Consider the following 18,312-nt stretch of genomic DNA (forward strand, 5'->3'; position numbering starts at 1 on the left):
TGTGTCCTTCTCCACATCCGTCCGGCCCGGGTTCGGCGAGCATGGCTGCTCCGATCCCGAGGGGACTGCCATGGTGTGCACGACGATGCCGGAACCGGGCCTTGGCGCCGCACGAGCGTGGCGCGACGGTGACGTCACCCGCGCCATCGAGGTCGCCGACCGGGTGCTCGCCGCTGGCGCCGACCCGGATGGGAGTGCCGCCGCCGTGGTCGCCGCGGCGGCCGCCGCCGACGGCGCGTTGACCGACGGCGCGACCCGCTGGCGGCGCATCGCCGAGATGCACGCGGGAGCCGCGGCGGTGCCGGCCGCTGCGCACGCCGCGCTGCTCGGGGCGTTGGGCGGCCGTCTCGCCGTCGCCGCGACCGACCTCGGTCGCGCCCGGAGCGGCCTCGCCGACCCCGCGCCGCGCGGGACCGCCGTGCTGATCGAGGGCGTCGCGGCCGTGCTGGACGGTGTGCGTGGAGATCTGCTCGGCTCTGCCCGCCGGCTGCGTGGGCTGGCGGTGGCGACCGTCCCTGCCGACCTGTTCGCCGTCGAGCGCTGGGACGACCTGGCCGTCGAGCTGGCGCTCGCGGGCAGTGCGGACGCCGCGGCCACGGCGATGCTCGCGGCGCGGCCGGATCCGACGCCGCTGCGGTCCCTGCTCACGGCGTGGGTGGACCTGCGCACCGCCCGGTTCACCCACGCCGGGGCCGCGCTCGCCGCGGCGGCAACGGCCCCGGTGATGCGTCGTGACGCCCTGCTGGCCGCCGTGGTGGCCGTCGGGTTGGCGCGCCGGTCCGGCGATCCGGAGGCGCTCGCCACAGCGTGGCACCGCGCCGCCCCGGTGGTGGCGGGGTCCGAGGTCGAGGTGTTGCGCCTCGACGTCTGGGGCGAGCTGTCCGTGGCGGCCGCGGTGGTGGCGCCCGCCGAGGCCGAGGACATCGCCGCCGCGATGGACACGACGGTCGTCGCGGCCGGATCGCCGTCGTGGTGTGCGCCGGTGCTGCTCTGGTGGCGGCTGCAGCGGGCGATCGCGACCGGTGCCCCCGTGGCGTCGCTCGCCGGGGAGCTGTGCGGGCTCGACGCGGTCCGCGGAGCGGCAGCGGCCGCGTGGGCGGCGGTGCTCGACCACACCGCGGAGCCCGCCGCCGTCCTCGCGGCGGCGACCGGCCTCGCCGCCGCCGGCAGGCCGTGGGAGGCGCGGCAGCTCTGCGGTGCGGCCGCGGCACTGGCCACCGAGCCCGCCACGGCGCGGGTGTTGCTCGGGACCGGCCGGGACCGGCCGCAACACCCGTCCGACGACCTGCTCACGGAACGGGAACGGGAGATCGGCAGGCTGGTGCTGGACGGCTTCACCCACCGCGAGATCGGCGCGCGTCTCTACCTCTCGCCCAAGACGGTGGAGCAGCACGTCGGGCGGATGCGGCGCAAGGTGTTGGCGGGCAACCGCGCAGAGCTCATGGCGGCGTTGCGGGTGCGGTTGGGGTAGGGGTACCCGGGTTGCAGGAAAGCCACTTTCCCGCAACGACGTTGCGGGAAAGTGGCTTTCCTGCCATCGGGAACCGCACTCGCCTCCTGCAACGCGAGGACGGGCCGCGCCGGTCCGTCACCCCGCCGCCGCGGGCTCCGGGTCCGGTGCCGGCGGCCGGACGGGGGTGAACTCGCGGATCAGGCTCGCCAGCAGGGCCGGTTGGTCGAGCGGGATGAGCGTGTAGCTGTCGGCCACCTCCACCAGCCGTCCCTGGGGGAGGAGCTGCGCGAGCCGCCTGCCGTGCTCGAGGGGCATCACGCGATCCTCGACGGCCCACGCCACGAGCGCCGGACGGTCGAAGTCCGGCAGGCGTTCGGCGGCCACCTCCAGGAACCCGGGGTCGGCGGCGGCGGCGCGCAGCATGCGCACGGCGTCGCGCCGGATCTCCGGCCGGGTGAGCACCGGCCGCAGCCAGCCGGCGACGGTGGCGTCGCCGCGTCGTGTCAGCCAGCCGAAGGTGATCGGCAGCCGCCGGAACGGCCGCAGGCGCAGCTGCTGCAGGAACATCCCGAACAGCCGGGGTGAGAGCTTGCCGGTGAGCAGGAGCGTGCGGCCGGTGAGGCCGGGCGGGAAGTTGTCGAACGCGTCGCAGGACGCGAGCACGATCCGTCCGACCCGGTCGCAGCCCGCCGCCATGATCAGCTGGACGAGCGCGCCGCCGGTGTCGTTGCCCACGAGCGTCACGTCGTGCAGGTCGAGCCGGTCGAGCAGCTCCGTGACCAGCCGGGCCGCGGCGGGCAGGGACAGATCGGCATCGGGGTGCATCGGGTGGCGGTGCGCACCGAGGGGCAGCGTCGGCACCACGCAGCGGTGATCGACGGCCAGGTCGGCGACGGGTGCGTCCCACAGCGAGCCGTCCATCAGCAGCCCGTGCAGCAGCACGACGGTGGGGCCGGGCCCGCCCGTGTCGCGGTAGTCGATCGTTCCGGTGGACAGCGCGATCTCCATGGGCACCTCCGGTTGCGTCCCAGAAGTGAACCACGCGGTTCGCAAAACCGCTACGGCCCGGCCGCCTCCTCACGCTCCAGCGCGCGGATCAGCGCCTCGAACCCCGCGGTGATGCCCTCGGTATCGCCGCTCGTGCGGTGGTCCACCAGGAATCCCCGCAGCACGGCCAGGATCATCTCCGACACCTCGAGCTTGCGCCGCCCGTCCCAGTGCTCGGGGCAGAGCGCCAGCAGCGACGGCAGGTACTGCTGCGACGCGCCGCGGCCGAGCTCGGCGTAGCGCTCCGGGTCGTACATCGCCAACCCGATGGCCTGGTCCAGCGTCCGGGAGCCCTCGCCGGTGAGCACCGGCCACAGCGACCGCACCCGGGACGCCAGCGTGCGGCTGTCCGGCTCGCGCGACGCCGCGATCATCGCGTTGTCGATGCGCCGGTCACGCAGCCGCAGCACCGCCTGCAGGAGCAGGTCGTCGGCGCTGTCGAAGTGGTAGAGCAACACCTTGTGCGTGGCGCCCGCGGCCCGGGCCGCCCGGCGCAGCGAGAAGTCGACGAGTCCGTTGGTCGCGAGGTCCTCGGTGACCCGTTCCAGCAGCTCCCGGCGTCGAGCCTCGCCCCGCGGCGTGCCGGCCGATCGCCGGTAGCCGGTGCGCGCTGCGGGGCCCTGGTCGGCGGAGACGTCCACCACGACAGCATCCCCGCCGCGGCACCGCCGCTCACACCAGGTCCAGCTCCCACTCGCCCAGCCGGTCGAGCGGCCGGAAGCCCATCGCCTCGTTGATCCCCACCATGTGCGCGTTGGAGTCGGCGTTGTAGGTGTGGATCACCCGCAGCTCCGGGTTCCGGGCGCGGGCGAACGCCAGGTTCGCGAGCTTGAGCAGCATGCCGAGGCGGTGGCCCCGGTTCTCGGTGAGCACGATCGTGTCGCTCTGCTGGCCGAACCAGCCCACCCCGGTGAACCCGAGGACCACGGTGTAGCCGACCAGCGCGTCGTGCTCGTCGGCCACGGCGGTGACGATGCTGTACAGCCCGCGGGCCGCCAGGGCGCGCTCGCGGCCGAGCAACCGTTCGGCGTCCCACACCTCGGGTTCGAGCTGCAGGTCGTCCAACGGCGCGTCGGTGCTCATCCGGCCGGCCAGCCTCGCCATGTCGTCGAGCCGGGGCTGCGGCGTCGCACCGACCCACTGGACGAGCCGGTACCCGACCGCCCGGTCCCGGGCATCGGCGAGGAGCCGGTCGAGCTCCGGCTGGTCGAGCGCGGTGAGGTCGAGCGCGCGACGGGTGTCGGCGAGCGCCAGCCGGGCGCCCGCGGCCTCGAGGAACAGGGTGGCGGGGCTCGGCCCGTCGAGCGGCTGCTGGGCCTCGAGGAACAGGAGGCTGCGGCCGCGGTCCCGGGCTGCGGCACCGACGTGTTCCAGCAGCCGCGTCCCGACCCGCCGGCGACGGTGCTGCGGCGCGACGACGACGTCGACCGTCGCGTTGTCGAGGTTGTCCAGCGTCGGCAGGAAGATCACGACGGCTCCGACCGCCTCCTCGCCGTGCCGGGCCAGCCACAGCTCGACGGTCTTGCCGCCGCGGGGTTGCAGCCGGGCTCCGACATCGATCCAGGTCAGCGGCGGGTCGTCGGGGAGGTCGTGGTCCTGCGCGAGTCGCAGGAGGTCGAACCACTGCCGCAGCCCCGCCTCATCGGCGGGGTCGACGGCGTCGATCCGGAGCTCGGCGGTGGTCATCCGCCCATCCCGGCACGGAAGCGGCGTCGGCGCGAGCCGTTTTCTCCGGCTGCGGGGGCTACAGGCGGACGGGGTAGGCCGGCTCCGGGATCTCGGGCTTGATCCGCTGCTCGACGAAGATGCCGTGCCAGATCAGGAACACCAGCAGCGTCCAGATGCGGCGGCTGTGGTCGATCGGGCCGTCCCGGTGGGCGTCGAGCAGCCGCTGCGTGGCGGCGAGGTCGACGAGGTGGTCGGCCTGGGAGTCGCGGATGATGTTGCGCGCCCAGTCGTACATCTCGTCCTTGAGCCAGTGCCGGATCGGCACCGGGAACCCGAGCTTCGCCCGGTGCAGCACGTGGGCGGGCACGATGCCCTCCAGCGCGCGCCGCAGCGCGTACTTCGTGGTGTTCTCGGCGAGCTTCTCCTCGAGCGGGATGCCCGACGCCACCGCGAAGACCTCGGGGTCGAGGAACGGCACCCGCAGCTCCAGCGAGTTGGCCATCGTCATCTTGTCGGCCTTGACGAGGATGTCGCCGCGCAACCACGTGAACAGGTCGACGTGCTGCATCCGCGAGACCGGGTCCCAGCCGGCCGAGTCGCGGTAGTGCGCCTCGGTGACGTCGGTGTGCGAACGGCGCGGGTCGTACTGGCGCAGCACGCCCTCGAGCTGGTTGTCGAGGAAGATCCGGGCGTTGCCGTAGTAGCGCTGCTCCAGGGTGAGCGCGCCGCGGCGCAGCAGGTCCTTGCCGCGCATGCCCGGCGGCAGCTTGGTGGACGCCTTGCCGAGCAGCCCGCGCAGTGCGCCCGGGACGCGCTCGAACGCCGCCAGCGACAGCGGCTCGTGGTAGATCGTGTAGCCGCCGAAGAGCTCGTCGGCGCCCTCGCCGGACAGCACCACCTTCACGTGCTGGCGGGCCTCGCGGGCGATGAACCACAGCGGCACCAGCGCGGGGTCGGCCACCGGGTCGTCGAGGTACCAGACGATCAGCGGCAGCGCCTCCATCATCTCGTCGGGCTTGACCACCCGCACCACGTGCTTGACGCCGATCGCCGCGGCCGACTCGGCGGCCACATCGATCTCGGAGTAGCCGTCGCGCTCGAAGCCGGTGGTGAACGTGACCAGGTCGGGGTTGTGCTCCTTGGCCAGCGCGGCGATCGCGGTGGAGTCGATGCCGCCCGACAGGAACGAGCCGACCGTGACGTCGGCGCGCATGTGCTTGGCCACCGAGTCGCGCAGCGCGTCGGCGATCTTGCGGTAGAGCGGCGCACCGGAGCCGCCGCCGCTGTGGAGCACCGGGGTGAAGTAGCGCTCCACGTCGACCTCGCCGCCCGGCCGCACGGTGAAGTGCGTGCCGGACTCGACGCGGCGGATCACGCGGTGCAGCGTCTCCGGCTCCGGGACGTACTGCAGCAGCAGGTAGTGCTGCAGCGCAACGGGATCCAGCTCGGTGATCGGGTCGTTGAGCCCGATCGTGGGACCCAGCTCCAGCAGGCTCTTCTTCTCGCTGCCGAACACCACCCCCGCGGGGCCGGTGGCGTAGAACAGCGGCTTGATCCCGAACGGGTCGCGCGCACCGAACAGGACGCGCTCCTGGGCGTCCCAGATCAGGAACGCGAACATGCCGCGCAGCCTGCTCACCGCCGACGGGCCCCACTGGTGGTAGGCCGCGACGATCGCCTCGCCATCGCCCTCGGTGGCGAAGGTCGCACCGTGGTTCTCGGCGAGCTCGGCCCGCAGCTCCAGGTAGTTGTAGATCTCGCCGTTGAACACCAGCGTGTAGCGGTCGTCGGCGTAGCGCAGCGGTTGGTGCGAGTTCTCGATGTCGATGAACGCGAGCCGGTTGAACCCGAAGGCGACGTCGTCGTCGTTCCAGGTGCCGCTCTCGTCGGGGCCGCGGTGCCGCATGCAGCGCATCGCGGCGCCGATGGCGCCCGCCCGCGCGGCCGCATCGCCCTCGGTGGTCAGCAGTCCCAGGAGTCCGCACACAGCGAGTCAGTATGCCGTCGCGCCCGGTTCGGTCCGACCTCGCCTCACCCGCGGTCGGCCCCACCTCGGCAGCGGAGTGCTGGACGTCACCGGATCCGGTGGCCCACCCGACCGGGGACAGGTGGCTTGCGCGGCCGGGGCATGCCCTAGTCTCTACGCGAGGTCGAAGGCGCGTGCCTACGCGCGCCGCCGGGGGTTCCGGCAGCCGATTGTTGTCACGACGGGAGGCGGCGAGCAGTGGGCCGAGCACAGCGCGGAGAAGATCGCCGCGGATTCGGGCGCCCGAGTGTTGGCCGTGTGGCCAAGCTCGTCGGCCTCGCCGCTCTGATCATCCCGCTCACCACGGGGTGTTCGGTGGAGGACGTCATCCGCTTCGGCTGGCCGTCCGGGGTGACGCCGCAGGCGGAAGCCATGCGCAACCTCTGGACCTGGTCGGCCATCGCGGCGCTCGTCGTCGGTGCCATCACCTGGGGCGCGATGTTCTGGGCGGTCGCCTTCCACCGGAGGAAGAAGACTGACGACGCCACCGAGGTGCCGCGTCAGACGCAGTACAACCTGCCCGTCGAGATCGTCTTCACGGTCATCCCGACGATCATCGTTGCGGTCCTGTTCGGGTTCACGGTCAACGTCCAGAACTTCGTGGACAAGGACGAACCCGCTCAAATGCACGTCGATGTCACCGCGTTCCAGTGGAACTGGCGATTCGACTACCCGGACAACAAGGCTGCCGACGGCAAGCCGGTGAGCACGCTCGGCACCACCGAGACGATCCCGCTGCTGGTGCTGCCGACGGGTCGCAGCATCGAGTTCACCCAGCACTCCAACGACGTGATCCACAGCTTCTTCGTGCCGGAGTTCCTGTTCAAGCGCGACGTCTTCCCGATGCCGGAGAAGAACGACCAGGACTTCCGCTGGCAGATCGACAGCATCGACCGTGAAGGTGCGTTCGTCGGTCGCTGCGCCGAGCTGTGCGGCAGCTACCACTCGCAGATGAACTTCGAGGTACGGGCGCTCGCCCCGGCCCTCTACGACCAGTGGGTCGCGCTGCGCACGCAGACCAACCCGGCAACGGGTGCGGCCTACACCGCGGGTGAGGCGCTGGCCAAGCTGGGCTGCGGGCAGCTGTGCACGCCCACCGCGTACACCACCTATCCGTTCACCACCGACCGGACGCAGCGCTCGGCGTCGCTGCCGCCCTCGACGGGGAGCTGAGGCACGCCATGAAGGTCGAATCCCGCATCTTCGATGTCATCACGGCGTTCTTCTTCATCGCCGCGATCGCGTACACGTTCATCGCCAAGGAGCCGGTCGGCATCGCGGCGCTGTTCCTCACCGGTGGCCTCGGGCTGATCATCGGCACGTACTTCCGGTTCGTGTCGCGGCGCCTGGAGTCCCGCCCCGAGGACAACCCGCTCGCGGAGGTCTCCGACGGCGCGGGCGACGTCGGGTTCTTCTCGCCCGGCAGCTACTGGCCGATCGGGCTGGCGGGCGCTGCGGCGCTCGTCGCCATCGCGCTGGCGTTCTTCTACATCTGGCTGCTGGTGATCGGCGCCGTCCTGCTGTTCATCGCGGTCGGTGGCCTGGTGTTCGAGTACCACATCCGGCCCGCCGAGCACTGACACCGCACCACCCGCCAACGGCACCTCCCGAGCTTCGGGGGGTGCCGTTCGCGCGTCCGGTGGGTGCGATGATCGCGGGATGACAGTGGTGCTGGTGCACGGCAATCCCGAGACCGACGCGATCTGGCGGCCGCTCGTCGCCGAACTGGGCCGCGACGACGTCGTGTGCCTGTCCCCGCCTGGGTTCGGGGCGCCGCTGCCCGCCGGCTTCGACGCCACCGTCACCGGGTACCGCGACTGGCTGGTCGGCGAGCTGACGGCGATCGGCGAGCCGGTGCACCTGATCGGTCACGACTGGGGCGGCGGGCACGTGATGAACGTCGCGATGAGCCGTCCGGACCTGCTCCTGAGCTGGACCACCGACGTGATCGGCATCTACGAGCCCGACTACGTCTGGCACGACCTCGCCCAGATGTGGCTCAAGCCCGGTGCCGGCGAGAAGCTCGTCGAGATGATGTTCGGGGCCTCGCTCGCCGAGCGGGCCGAGCGCTGCGTCGGGCTCGGGATGCCGCAGGACATCGCCGAGGCCGTGGCCGCCGGGCAGAACGACGAGATGGGCCGCGCGTTGCTGGTGCTCTACCGCTCGGCACCCCAGCCGGTGCTGGCCGCGCTGGGGGAGCACCTGCCGGCGGCCGCGATCCGCCCCGGGCTCTGCCTACTGGCCACCGAGGACCACTTCGGCGGCTCCGACGAGACCCGCCGTCGCGGCGCCGCCCGAGCCGGTGCCCGCGTCGAGGTGCTCGAGGGGCTCGGGCACTGGTGGATGCTGCAGGATCCCGCTCGTGGCGCGAAGGCGGTCGGCGAGTTCCTGGCGAGCGTCTGACGGGTACCTGCGGCGGGGCACTACGGTTCGCGCACCGGCGGTGAGCACCGGTGCGGGCGAACAGGGGGGGCAGCCGTGGCCGAGGGCAGGGCGGGCACGTTGCAGATCGAGGGCAACGGCATCAACGTCATCGCCGACGCCGAGCGCAAGGGCCGTCCACGGCAGCTGTTCTGGCCGTGGTTCGGCGCCAACGTCTCGGTGCTCGGGCTGAGCTACGGCGCGTTCACGCTGGGCTTCGGCATCTCGTTCGTGCAGGCCGTGATCGCGGCGATCGTCGGGATCGTGGTGTCGTTCCTGCTCTGCGGCTTCATCGCGCTGGCGGGCCAGCGCGGCTCGGCGCCGACGATGGTGCTCTCGCGGGCCGCGTTCGGGGTGCGGGGCAACGGGCTGCCCACCGCGATCTCGTGGCTGCTGACCGTCGGCTGGGAGACGGTGCTGACGATCCTCGCGACGCTGGCCACGGCCACGGTGTTCGACAGGCTCGGCTGGGGCGGCGGCACGCCGACGCTGATCGTCGCGCTGCTGGTGGTGGCCGCGCTGATCGTCGGTGCCGGGGTGCTCGGCTTCGACCTGATCATGCGGCTGCAGACGGTGATCACCGTGGTGACCGCGGTGCTGACGGTCGTCTACATGGTCCTCGTGGCCGGTCAGATCAACTGGTCGGCCGTGGGCGCGCTGCCGGCGGGCTCGACCGAGCAGGTCGTCGGGGCGCTCGTGTTCCTGCTCACCGGGTTCGGCCTGGGCTGGGTGAACGCGGCCGCCGACTACTCGCGCTACCTGCCGCGCTCGGCGTCGAGCCGCGGTGTCATCGGCTGGACGACGTTCGGGGCCTCGCTCGCGCCGCTGGTGCTGCTCGTGTTCGGGCTGCTGCTCGCCGCGTCGTCGGCGGATCTGAGCACGGCGATCGCGGGCGACCCGATCGGCGCGCTGGCCGCGGCGCTGCCCACCTGGTTCCTGGTGCCGTTCGCACTGGTGGCCGTGCTCGGTCTCGTCGGCGGCGCGGTGCTCGACATCTACTCGTCCGGCCTCGCGCTGCTGACGCTGGGCCTGCCCGCCCCGCGCTGGGCTGCGGCGCTCGTCGACGGCGTGATCATGGTGATCGGCACCGTCTACGTGGTGTTCTTCGCAGGCGACTTCCTGGGCCAGTTCACCGGGTTCCTCATCACGCTCGGCGTGCCGGTCGCGGCGTGGTGCGGTGTGATGCTCGCCGACATCGCGATGCGCCGCCGCGACTATGCCGAGGCCGATCTCTACGACCGGCGCGGCCGCTACGGCGACGCGAACCCGGTGCCGATCGCCGTGGTCGTGATCGGCACCGCGATCGGCTGGGGTCTCGTCACCAACACGGTGGCGTGGCTGGGCTGGCAGGGCTACCTGCTCGACGCGCTCGGGCTGGGTGGGCGCCAGGGTGCGTGGGCGGGGGCCAACCTGGGCGTGCTCGCCGCGCTCCTGCTGGGCCTCGTCGTGACGTTGCTGACCGGGCGGGCCCGGGTGCGGCGCCAGGAGGCGAGGGCCTGAGGCCGTCAGCCCATCGTCTTCGCGCCGTCGATCGCCTCGCGGATGATGTCGGCGTGCCCGGCGTGCTGCGCGGTCTCGGCGATGATGTGCAGGAACACCCGCCGCGCCGACCAGTTGGCGCCCGCCTCGAACCACGGCGCCTTCGGCAGCGGCTGGGCGGAGTCGAGGTCGACGGTGGCGACGAGCTCGTCGGTGGTGCGGGCCACCTCGGCGTAGCGCGCCGTGAGTACCGCCAAGGTCTCGCCGGGTTCGACGACGAAGCGGGTGTCGACGAACTCGCCGCCCCCGCCCCCGTCGCCGTCGAAGGCGCTCCAGTCGACGTCGCCGCCGAGCGCCGCCGGGCCCTTCGTGATGAACTCGGCCCAGCCCTTCTCGGTGTCGGCGACGTGCTTGAGCAGCGACGTCAGCGTCAGCGCGCTGACCGTGCTCGGGAGCAGGCCCTGCTCGTCGGTGAGGTCACGGACGGTGCTGAGGAACAGCGCACGGTGCTTGCCGAGCGTGCTGGCGATGTCGGTGCGTTCGGTGCTCACGGTGCCTCCTGCGGGACGGGGGAGCAGCCACGATAGAGGTCCTGGAAAATCTTCGGTGCACGTGTCGATTCCGGGGCGGTCCCGTTCGACGCATGGGTGCAAGGACGGAACACACCCCAAGGAGACGATCATGCGGTTCTTCCTCTACACCCTCGGCGACGAGTCCGTTCCCCAGCCGCCGCCCACGCCCGAGCTCATGGTCGAGATGGGCAAGTTCATGGAGGACGTCACCAAGGCGGGCGTCCTCGTGGCCACCGGTGGCGTCGCTCCGACCGCGCTGGGCTCGAAGGTCAGCCTCGAGGGCGGGGAGTACACCGTCACCGATGGCCCGTTCATCGAGGCGAAGGAGCTGATCGGGGGCTGGGCCATCGTCGACGTGCGGGACAAGGACGAGGCCATCGAATGGACCAAGCGCTTCCTGGCCGTGGTCGGCGGGGGCGAGTCCCGGGTGCGGCAGATCTTCGGTCCCGAGGACGGTTTCTGAGCCTGCTGCCGGCCCCGTGGTCCGGGGCCGGGCTCGCGGGGGCGCCCCGGGGGTGGTGGGATCCGTGGCATGGCTGCCACGGACACCCGCACCGCGATCGAGTCGGTCGTCCGGATGGAGTCGGCCCGGCTGATCGCGGGCCTGGCCCGCTTCACCGGCGACGTCGGGCTCGCCGAGGAGCTCGCGCAGGACGCCGTGGTGGCGGCGCTGGAGCAGTGGCCCGACTCCGGGGTGCCGCGCAACGCGGGTGCCTGGCTGATGACCGTGGCCAAGCGGCGGGCCGTCGACACGTTCCGGCGCAACGACGTCCTGCAGCGCAAGTACGGTGAGCTCGGCCGGGCGGCCGACGAGGCGCTGACCGTCGACTTCGACCGTGCGTTCGCCGAGGAGATCGACGACGACCTGCTGCGGCTGGTCTTCGTCTCGTGCCATCCGGTGCTGTCGACGGCCGCGCGGGTGTCGCTGACGCTGCGCCTGCTCGGGGGGCTGACGGCGGCGGAGATCGCGCGGGCCTTCCTGACCGGCGAGGCGACGATCGCGGCGCGCATCACGCGGGCGAAGAAGGCGCTGGCCGCGGCGCAGGTGCCGTTCGAGGTGCCGCCGCCCGCGGAGCGCGGGCAGCGCCTGTCGTCGGTGCTCGAGGTCGTCTACCTGATCTTCAACGAGGGGTACTCGGCCACCGCGGGTGATGACTGGATGCGACCCGCGCTCTGCGACGACGCGCTGCGGCTCGCCCGGGTGCTCGCCGGTCTCATGCCCGCGGAGCCGGAGGTGCACGGGCTGGTCGCGCTGCTGGAGATCCAGGCCTCGCGCACGGCCGCGCGCACCGGACCGGCGGGGGAACCGGTGCTGCTGCTGGACCAGAACCGGGCCCGCTGGGACCGGCTGCTGATCAACCGTGGGCTCACGGCGCTGGCCAGGGCCGAGGAGCTCGGCGGGGCGAACGGGCCGTACGCGTTGCAGGCGGCCATCGCCGCCTGCCACGGCCGGGCGGCCCGCGCCGAGGACACCGACTGGGTGCGCATCGTCGAGCTCTACACGGCGCTGGCCGACCTGACCCGCTCCCCGGTGGTGGAGCTCAACCGCGCGGTGGCGGTGTCGATGGCCTACGGGCCGCAGAACGCGCTCGAACTCGTGGACGCGGTGGTGGAGCACGGCTCGCTCGCCAACTACCACCTGCTGCCCAGCGTCCGCGGCGACCTGCTGGCGAAGCTGGGACGCACCGATGAGGCGCGGGCCGAGTTCGAGCGGGCCGCGGCGTTGACCCGCAACGTGCGGGAGCGGGAACTGAGCCTGGGGCGGGCGGCGGAGCTGGGGGAGAGGTGAGGTCCGATCACGTGCAGCGAACGCGCCCCCGCAGATCCCGTCGAGAACGACGTTGCCATGATCATCGGGCCCTGTTGATCATGACAACGTCGTTCTCGACGGTCAGGGGGTCAGCAGGAAGCCCTCGTAGCCGTCGGCCGCGATCCGGTCGCAGTGCTCGCGGTAGGCCTGCACCCCGCCGATGTAGGCCATGAACACCCGCGGTTTACCGGGGACGTTGGCGCCCATGTACCAGGAGTCGGCCACCGGGAAGAGCGTGGTGTTGCCGACCTCCTCGACGTGGGCGACCCAGGCGTCCTCCGCCTCCACCGCGGGCTCGATCGCGGCGACGTCGTGCTCGCGCAGGTGGGCGATGCACCGGCTGATCCAGTCCACGTGCTGCTCGATCGAGACCATCATGTTGCTCAGCACCGAGGGGCTCGACGGGCCGGTGATCGTGAACAGGTTGGGGAACCCCGCGATCCCCAACCCGAGGTAGGTGCGCGGGCCGTCGCGCCAGTGCTTGGCCAGCTCCTCACCGTCGCGGCCCCGGATGTCCATGGCCAGCAGCGCGCCGGTCATGGCGTCGAAGCCGGTGGCGAACACGATGGCGTCGAACGCGTACTCCCGCTCCGACGTGCGGACGCCCCGCTCGGTGATCTCCACCAGCGGCGTGCGGCGCAGGTCGACGAGGTGCACGTTGGCGTTGTTGAACGTCTCGTAGTACCCGGTGTCCAGGCACGGGCGCTTCGTGCCGTACGGGAACGTCCGCGGCGAGAGCATCTCGGCCACCCCGGGATCGGTGACGGTCTCCCGGATCTTGCCGCGGACGAACTCGGCCGCCGTCTCGTTCGCGTCGCGGTCGGTGAGGATGTCGGTGTAGCTGCCGCTGATCGCGACGAGCATGCCCCGTTCCCACCCCTGCTCGTAGGTCGCGGCGCGCTCGGCGGGCGAGACCTCCAGCGCCGAGAGCGTGGCGGGCTCGCGCGGGATCCCCGACATCGAGTTGCGCTGCGCCTCGCGCAGCAGCGGGTAGTTCTCCTTGGTGGTGGTGATCTCGTCAGCGGTCAGCGGCCGGTTGCGCGCCGGCATCGAGAAGTTGGCGGTGCGCTGGAAGACCGTGGTGTCAGCGGCCTGCGCGGCCATGACCGGGATCGACTGGATGCCCGAGGAACCGGTGCCGATCACGCCGAGGCGCTTGCCGGTGAAGTCGACCTCCTCGTGCGGCCAGTGCCCGGTGTGGAAGGTGTCGCCCGCGAACCGGTCGAGGCCGGGGATCTCCGGCAGCTTCGACGCCGAGAGGCACCCGGTGGCCATGACCACGAACTGGGCGCTGACCGTCTCGCCGGTGTCGGTGGTGACGGTCCAGCGCGGGTCCTCCCAGGTGGCGCTCGTGACGCGGGCGCCGAACGTGATGCCGTCCCGCAGGCCGAACCGGTCGGTCACGTGGTTGGCGTAGTCGAGGATCTCCGGCTGCGCCGGGTACTTCTCGGTCCAGGTCCACTCCTGTTCGAGCTCGGCGTCGAAGGAGAAGGAGTAGGACATGCTCTCGACGTCGCAGCGGGCGCCGGGGTAGCGGTTCCAGTACCAGGTGCCGCCGACGCCGTCGCCCGCCTCGAACACGCGGGTGGCCAGTCCGAGCTGCCGCAGCCGGTGCAGCTGGTAGAGCCCGGCGAAGCCGGCCCCGACGATGACGACGTCGACCTCTGCCTCCACCGGGGCCGTCACGACGCGAGGAACTTCTCGATGTGGCCGCTGACGAACTCGAGCCCGTCCGCGGCGCCCGGCAGCACGTTGACCAGCTGGAAGAACGCGTGCATCTGGCCGTCGAGCACACGCAGCTCCACCGGCACGCCGGCGGCCCGCAGCGCGGCGGCGTAGGCCTCGCCCTCGGCGCGCAGCACGTCGTGCTCGGCCAGCAGCACCACGGCAGGTGGCAGGCCCGACAGGTCCGCGGCCCGCAGCGGCGACGCATCGGGCTTGCGCCGATCGGCCGGGTCGGGCGCGTAGTGGTCCCAGAACCAGATCATGGTGTCGCGGCTGAGCATCAGCTGGTTGGCGGGATCGGCGTAGGTTGTGGTGTCCAGGTCGGCGTCGGTGACGGGGTACACGAGCACCTGCAGCCCGATCGCCGGGCCCGCGGCACGGGCCCGCTGCGCGACCACGGCCGAGAGGTTGCCGCCCGCGCTGTCGCCCGCCACGATCAGCGGCACCCGTTTCCCGGCGATCTCCTCCAGGTGCGCGTCCACCCAGGTCAGCGCCGTCCACGCATCCTCGGCGGCCGTGGGGTAGCGGTGCTCGGGGGCGAGGCGGTAGTCCACCAGCACGACGGCCGCACCGGTGCGCGCCGCCAGCAGGCGGCCCAGCGTGTCGTAGTCGTCGATGTCGCCCAGCACCCAGCCGCCACCGTGGTAGTAGACGATCACGGCGGCCGGCTCGGCGGTCGGCACCAGCGTGCGCACGGTGAACGTCGAGCCGTCGGGGGTGGCCACGTCCGTGTCGGACGTGCGCACCATCTCCGGACCCGAACCGTAGAGCTCGCGCAGAGCCGGCCCCAGCGCTCGGGCCTCATCGGGGGTCTGCTCGTGCAGCGGGGGTCCGCCGGCTTCGGCCAGTCCCGCGAGGAAGGTGATGGTGGCGTCGTCGAGAGCCATGGAGCCCGCCCGTCTCTGGTCAGCGATGACCTGCAATCCGACCGTAAGAGCCGTCCCGCGCGGGGTCAACGACCAATTTCAGAATCCCGCTCGCCTCGCGGCGCGCTCCACGGCGTCGGTCGTGATCGTGAAGTGGACGCGAGCCACCGCGGCCGCGCCGTCGGCGTCGCCGGCCTCGATCGCCGCCACCAGCGCCGTGTGCTGCTCGATCGAGAGCTGCAGCAGCGCCGCGTTGTAGGGCTCGATGGGCAGGCCGATGTTGAGCTGGGCCAGTAGGTCGCGCGACATCCGGGCCAGGTGCGCGTTGCCGGCCGCGGCGATGATCGCGCGGTGCATCTCCTGGTCCGCGCGACGGATCGCGGCACCGTCGGCCGGGGACCGGGCGGCCGCGACGAACGCGGCCAGCGCGACCCGCATCGCCTCGACGTCCTGGTGGTCGCGCCGCTCCGCCGCGGTGCGGGCGATCAGCGACTCCAGCAGGCAGCGCGCGTCCGACAGCGCGGCCAGCTCGGCGCTGCCCGCGACGGTGCGGCGAACGGCGCCGTCGGACAGGGGCCCCCAGTGCTCCTGCACGAACGCGCCGCCTGCCCGTCCGCGCCGGGTGGCGACGTAGCCCGCGTCGCGCAGCCGGGCCAGTGCCGCGCGCAGGGTCTGGCGCCCGACGCCGAGCAGCACGGCGAGCTCGCGCTCGGGCGGGAGCCGCTCGCCCGGGGTGAAGTCGCCGACGGCGATCGCGGTGACGAGGCGGTCGAGCACCGCGTCGACGCTGCGGCCGACCTGGACGGGCTCGAACCCGTCCGGCGGCGTCGATGTCATGTCCGGAGTGTCCCACCCGGCAGCCTTTCAATGGTACTTGTGTTCGAACCATTGAGGGCGCACGATGCCGCAGAGGTGCCGACACCTCCTGGAGGGGATCTTGACGACTTCCCGAACGCTCGCCACCGCCGATCACGAGGGCACCGTCCGCCGCGGTGACCTCGCCACCTGGTACCGGATCACCGGGGAGCTGCGTCCCGGTGTCGCCCCGCTCGTGGTCCTGCACGGCGGGCCCGGCTGTGTCCACGACTACGTGCTGACCATCGCCGACATCGCCGCCGACACCGGCCGCGCCGTGATCCACTACGACCAGCTGGGCAACGGTCGCTCCACCCACCTGCCCGACCGCGGACCCGACTTCTGGACGCCGCAGGTCTTCCTCGACGAGCTCGACGCCCTGCTCGCCGAGCTCGGCGTGGCCGACGGTCACCACCTGCTCGGCCAGTCCTGGGGCGGCATGCTCGGCGCCGAGCACGCCGTGCGCCGCCCGGCCGGCCTGCGCAGCCTCACGATCGCCGACTCGCCCGCGTCGATGCGGCTGTGGGTGGCCGAGGCCAACCGGCTGCGCGCCGACCTGCCGCCGGACGTGCAGGCCACGCTGGTGGCGCACGAGGCAGCGCAGACCTACGACGACCCGGCGTACCTGGCGGCCGTGCAGGTGTTCTACGACCGCCACGTCTGCCGCGTGGTGCCGAACCCGCCCGAGGTCGTGGCCACGTTCGCGGCGATGGCCGCCGACACCACGGTCTACCTGACCATGAACGGGCCCACCGAGTTCCACGTCATCGGCACGCTGCGGGACTGGTCGATCATCGACCGGCTCGACCAGATCACCGTGCCGACCCTGGTCGTCTCCGGCGCCCACGACGAGGCGACGGCCGCGTGCGTGGCGCCCTTCGTCGAACGGATCGCCGACGTCCGCCGGCACGTGTTCCCGGAGTCGAGCCACATGCCCCACATCGAGGAACGGGAGGCGTTCATGGCATTGCTGGCGGGCTTCCTCGCGGAGGTGGACGCGCGATGAGTGAATCCCCGGACCAGGCGCCGGAGCCGTCCTCGGACCTGGGAGCGTTCGGCTACAAGGAGGAGCTGCGGCGCAGCCTGACGCTGCGCGACCTGCTCGTCTACGGCCTCGTGTTCATGGTGCCGATCGCGCCGTTCGCGATCTTCGGCGTGGTCTTCAACGCCTCGTCGGGCATGGTGCCGCTGGTCTACATCATCGGCTTCATCGCGATGATCTTCACCGCGCTGAGCTACCGCGAGATGTCGCGGGCCTTCCCGATCGCCGGTTCGGTCTACGCCTACGCCGGGCGCGGCATCCACCCGGCCGCCGGGTTCCTGGCAGGCTGGGCGATCCTGCTCGACTACCTGCTCGTCCCGACGCTGCTCTACGTGACCGGTGCCGCCGCGCTCGCCTCGGTGCTGCCCGGCGTGCCGCAGTGGATCTGGGTCGTGGCGTTCGTCCTGATCAACACCACCGTCAACCTGCGGGGGATCGAGACGACGGCCCGCACGAACCGGGTCTTCCTGGTCGGCCAGCTGATCGTGCTCGCGCTGTTCGTGGTGCTGTCGATCATCGCGATCTCCGGCGGCGTCAACGGCGCGTCCTGGACGTTCACCCCGTTCTTCAACCCGGCCGCGTTCTCGCCGAGCCTGATCTTCGCGGCGCTGTCGGTCGCAGTGCTGTCGTTCCTCGGGTTCGACGCGATCAGCACGATGTCGGAGGAGACCAAGGGCGGCGCGCGGGTCGTCGGGCGGGCCACGGTGCTGGCGCTCGCGATGGTGGCGGGGCTGTTCGTCATCCAGACCTACCTCGCCGCGCTGATCCTGCCCGGTCAGACCGGCTTCGACGGCGAGACGGCCACCAACGAGGCCTTCTACACGGTGGCCAACCTCGTCGGCGGCACCTGGTTCAAGATCGTCGTCGCGATCGCCGTGGCACTGGCATCGGCGATCGCGAACGCGCTGGTGGCGCAGGCCGCCACGTCGCGGCTGCTGTTCTCGATGGCGCGCGACCGGCAGCTGCCCCGCTTCCTCGCCCACGTGCACCCGACGCGGCGCGTGCCCGAGCGCGCCGTGCTGCTCGTGTCGGTGGTGAGCCTGGTGCTCGCGCTGTTCTTCGTCGGGCAGATCGGGCTGCTGTCCTCGCTGGTGAACTTCGGGGCGCTGTTCTCGTTCCTGCTGCTGCACGTGTCGGTGGCCGTCTGGTACCTGATCCGCAAGCGGCAGCGCACCTTCGGGCTGCACCTCGTGGTGCCCGCACTCGGGTTCGTGATCATCGGTTACGTGCTGTGGAACGCCGACGCCAACGCCCAGATCGGCGGGCTGATCTGGCTCGCCATCGGCGTGGTGGTGCTGCTCGTGTTCCGGTTCACCGGGCGCAAGACGGAGCTGGAGGTGGGCTGAGC

At 72.0% G+C, this 18,312-nt stretch carries 17 protein-coding genes; 9 read left to right on the forward strand and 8 right to left on the reverse strand.

What is annotated here, in order from left to right; genetic code table 11:
• The first annotated feature begins 85 nt into the window (after nt 1–85).
• On the forward strand, nt 86–1,471 hold the full coding sequence (locus ACFPFQ_RS46265; RefSeq protein ID WP_379629678.1) for a helix-turn-helix transcriptional regulator: 1,386 nt from the start codon (nt 86–88) through the stop codon (nt 1,469–1,471).
• Between the two features lie 117 nt (nt 1,472–1,588).
• On the opposite strand, the gene ACFPFQ_RS46270 is transcribed toward ACFPFQ_RS46265, so the two are convergent.
• The 4 genes from ACFPFQ_RS46270 to asnB are packed head-to-tail and all read right to left on the reverse strand — an operon-like array spanning nt 1,589 to nt 6,155.
• Nucleotides 1,589–2,461 (reverse strand): alpha/beta fold hydrolase, encoded by an 873-nt coding sequence (locus tag ACFPFQ_RS46270; protein WP_379629679.1) that lies wholly within the window; start codon nt 2,459–2,461, stop codon nt 1,589–1,591.
• A gap of 50 nt (nt 2,462–2,511) precedes the next feature.
• Nucleotides 2,512–3,144 (reverse strand): TetR/AcrR family transcriptional regulator, encoded by a 633-nt coding sequence (locus ACFPFQ_RS46275; protein WP_379629680.1) that lies wholly within the window; start codon nt 3,142–3,144, stop codon nt 2,512–2,514.
• A 28-nt stretch (nt 3,145–3,172) separates the two neighbouring features.
• Nucleotides 3,173–4,186, reverse strand: coding sequence for a GNAT family N-acetyltransferase (locus tag ACFPFQ_RS46280; RefSeq protein WP_379629681.1), 1,014 nt, complete (start codon nt 4,184–4,186; stop codon nt 3,173–3,175).
• Between the two features lie 58 nt (nt 4,187–4,244).
• Nucleotides 4,245–6,155: an asparagine synthase (glutamine-hydrolyzing) gene (asnB, locus tag ACFPFQ_RS46285; RefSeq protein ID WP_379629682.1), complete on the reverse strand. Its 1,911-nt coding sequence runs from the start codon at nt 6,153–6,155 to the stop codon at nt 4,245–4,247.
• A 297-nt stretch (nt 6,156–6,452) separates the two neighbouring features.
• On the opposite strand from asnB, the gene ACFPFQ_RS46290 reads away from it, so the two are divergent.
• The 4 genes from ACFPFQ_RS46290 to ACFPFQ_RS46305 all read left to right on the forward strand — a co-directional run bounded on the left by ACFPFQ_RS46290 (nt 6,453) and on the right by ACFPFQ_RS46305 (nt 10,115).
• Nucleotides 6,453–7,367 carry a cytochrome c oxidase subunit II gene (locus ACFPFQ_RS46290; RefSeq protein WP_379629683.1) on the forward strand — a complete coding sequence of 305 codons (915 nt, stop codon included), beginning with the start codon at nt 6,453–6,455 and terminating at the stop codon, nt 7,365–7,367.
• 8 nt (nt 7,368–7,375) lie between these two features.
• Nucleotides 7,376–7,774, forward strand: coding sequence for a cytochrome c oxidase subunit 4 (locus ACFPFQ_RS46295; protein WP_379629684.1), 399 nt, complete (start codon nt 7,376–7,378; stop codon nt 7,772–7,774).
• 79 nt (nt 7,775–7,853) lie between these two features.
• Nucleotides 7,854–8,597: an alpha/beta fold hydrolase gene (locus ACFPFQ_RS46300; RefSeq protein ID WP_379629685.1), complete on the forward strand. Its 744-nt coding sequence runs from the start codon at nt 7,854–7,856 to the stop codon at nt 8,595–8,597.
• Nucleotides 8,598–8,672: 75 nt separating this feature from the next.
• Complete coding sequence (locus ACFPFQ_RS46305) at nt 8,673–10,115, forward strand: purine-cytosine permease family protein (protein WP_379629686.1); 1,443 nt, start codon at nt 8,673–8,675, stop codon at nt 10,113–10,115.
• Between the two features lie 5 nt (nt 10,116–10,120).
• Here ACFPFQ_RS46305 and ACFPFQ_RS46310 read toward each other — a convergent pair whose 3' ends face one another.
• Nucleotides 10,121–10,645, reverse strand: coding sequence for a DinB family protein (locus ACFPFQ_RS46310; RefSeq protein WP_379629687.1), 525 nt, complete (start codon nt 10,643–10,645; stop codon nt 10,121–10,123).
• 130 nt (nt 10,646–10,775) lie between these two features.
• Between ACFPFQ_RS46310 and ACFPFQ_RS46315 the strand changes: the two genes are divergently transcribed.
• Together ACFPFQ_RS46315 and ACFPFQ_RS46320 are read left to right on the forward strand one after the other, a co-directional pair.
• On the forward strand, nt 10,776–11,129 hold the full coding sequence (locus tag ACFPFQ_RS46315) for a YciI family protein (RefSeq protein ID WP_379629688.1): 354 nt from the start codon (nt 10,776–10,778) through the stop codon (nt 11,127–11,129).
• A 69-nt stretch (nt 11,130–11,198) separates the two neighbouring features.
• On the forward strand, nt 11,199–12,455 hold the full coding sequence (locus ACFPFQ_RS46320; protein WP_379629689.1) for an RNA polymerase sigma factor: 1,257 nt from the start codon (nt 11,199–11,201) through the stop codon (nt 12,453–12,455).
• A gap of 102 nt (nt 12,456–12,557) precedes the next feature.
• On the opposite strand, the gene ACFPFQ_RS46325 is transcribed toward ACFPFQ_RS46320, so the two are convergent.
• From ACFPFQ_RS46325 to ACFPFQ_RS46335, 3 genes are all read right to left on the reverse strand, one after another.
• A complete protein-coding gene (locus ACFPFQ_RS46325) occupies nt 12,558–14,162 on the reverse strand; it encodes a flavin-containing monooxygenase (RefSeq protein ID WP_379629690.1) in 1,605 nt (534 codons plus the stop codon).
• Nucleotides 14,159–15,088 (reverse strand): alpha/beta hydrolase, encoded by a 930-nt coding sequence (locus ACFPFQ_RS46330; protein ID WP_379629691.1) that lies wholly within the window; start codon nt 15,086–15,088, stop codon nt 14,159–14,161. Before ACFPFQ_RS46330 ends, ACFPFQ_RS46325 begins: the two co-directional genes overlap by 4 nt.
• Before the next feature lie 78 nt (nt 15,089–15,166).
• Complete coding sequence (locus tag ACFPFQ_RS46335) at nt 15,167–15,904, reverse strand: FadR/GntR family transcriptional regulator (protein ID WP_379629692.1); 738 nt, start codon at nt 15,902–15,904, stop codon at nt 15,167–15,169.
• Nucleotides 15,905–16,004: 100 nt separating this feature from the next.
• Between ACFPFQ_RS46335 and ACFPFQ_RS46340 the strand changes: the two genes are divergently transcribed.
• On the forward strand, nt 16,005–16,928 hold the full coding sequence (locus tag ACFPFQ_RS46340; protein ID WP_379629693.1) for a proline iminopeptidase-family hydrolase: 924 nt from the start codon (nt 16,005–16,007) through the stop codon (nt 16,926–16,928).
• The gene (locus ACFPFQ_RS46345; RefSeq protein ID WP_379629694.1) at nt 16,925–18,310 is read left to right on the forward strand and encodes an APC family permease; all 1,386 of its coding nucleotides are present in this window, start codon (nt 16,925–16,927) and stop codon (nt 18,308–18,310) included. Before ACFPFQ_RS46340 ends, ACFPFQ_RS46345 begins: the two co-directional genes overlap by 4 nt.
• Nucleotides 18,311–18,312 lie beyond the last annotated feature (2 nt).

It is taken from the genome of Pseudonocardia sp. GCM10023141, assembly GCF_042653605.1.

What these genes read in the sequence shown, in the direction of transcription:
- ACFPFQ_RS46265 (WP_379629678.1), top strand. Translation starts at nt 86, where the DNA reads ATGCCGGAACCGGGCCTTGGCGCCGCACGAGCGTGGCGCGACGGTGAC.
- ACFPFQ_RS46270 (WP_379629679.1), bottom strand. Translation starts at nt 2,461, where the DNA reads ATGGAGATCGCGCTGTCCACCGGAACGATCGACTACCGCGACACGGGC.
- ACFPFQ_RS46280 (WP_379629681.1), bottom strand. Translation starts at nt 4,186, where the DNA reads ATGACCACCGCCGAGCTCCGGATCGACGCCGTCGACCCCGCCGATGAG.
- ACFPFQ_RS46295 (WP_379629684.1), top strand. Translation starts at nt 7,376, where the DNA reads ATGAAGGTCGAATCCCGCATCTTCGATGTCATCACGGCGTTCTTCTTC.
- ACFPFQ_RS46300 (WP_379629685.1), top strand. Translation starts at nt 7,854, where the DNA reads ATGACAGTGGTGCTGGTGCACGGCAATCCCGAGACCGACGCGATCTGG.
- ACFPFQ_RS46315 (WP_379629688.1), top strand. Translation starts at nt 10,776, where the DNA reads ATGCGGTTCTTCCTCTACACCCTCGGCGACGAGTCCGTTCCCCAGCCG.
- ACFPFQ_RS46320 (WP_379629689.1), top strand. Translation starts at nt 11,199, where the DNA reads ATGGCTGCCACGGACACCCGCACCGCGATCGAGTCGGTCGTCCGGATG.
- ACFPFQ_RS46330 (WP_379629691.1), bottom strand. Translation starts at nt 15,088, where the DNA reads ATGGCTCTCGACGACGCCACCATCACCTTCCTCGCGGGACTGGCCGAA.
- ACFPFQ_RS46335 (WP_379629692.1), bottom strand. Translation starts at nt 15,904, where the DNA reads ATGACATCGACGCCGCCGGACGGGTTCGAGCCCGTCCAGGTCGGCCGC.
- ACFPFQ_RS46345 (WP_379629694.1), top strand. Translation starts at nt 16,925, where the DNA reads ATGAGTGAATCCCCGGACCAGGCGCCGGAGCCGTCCTCGGACCTGGGA.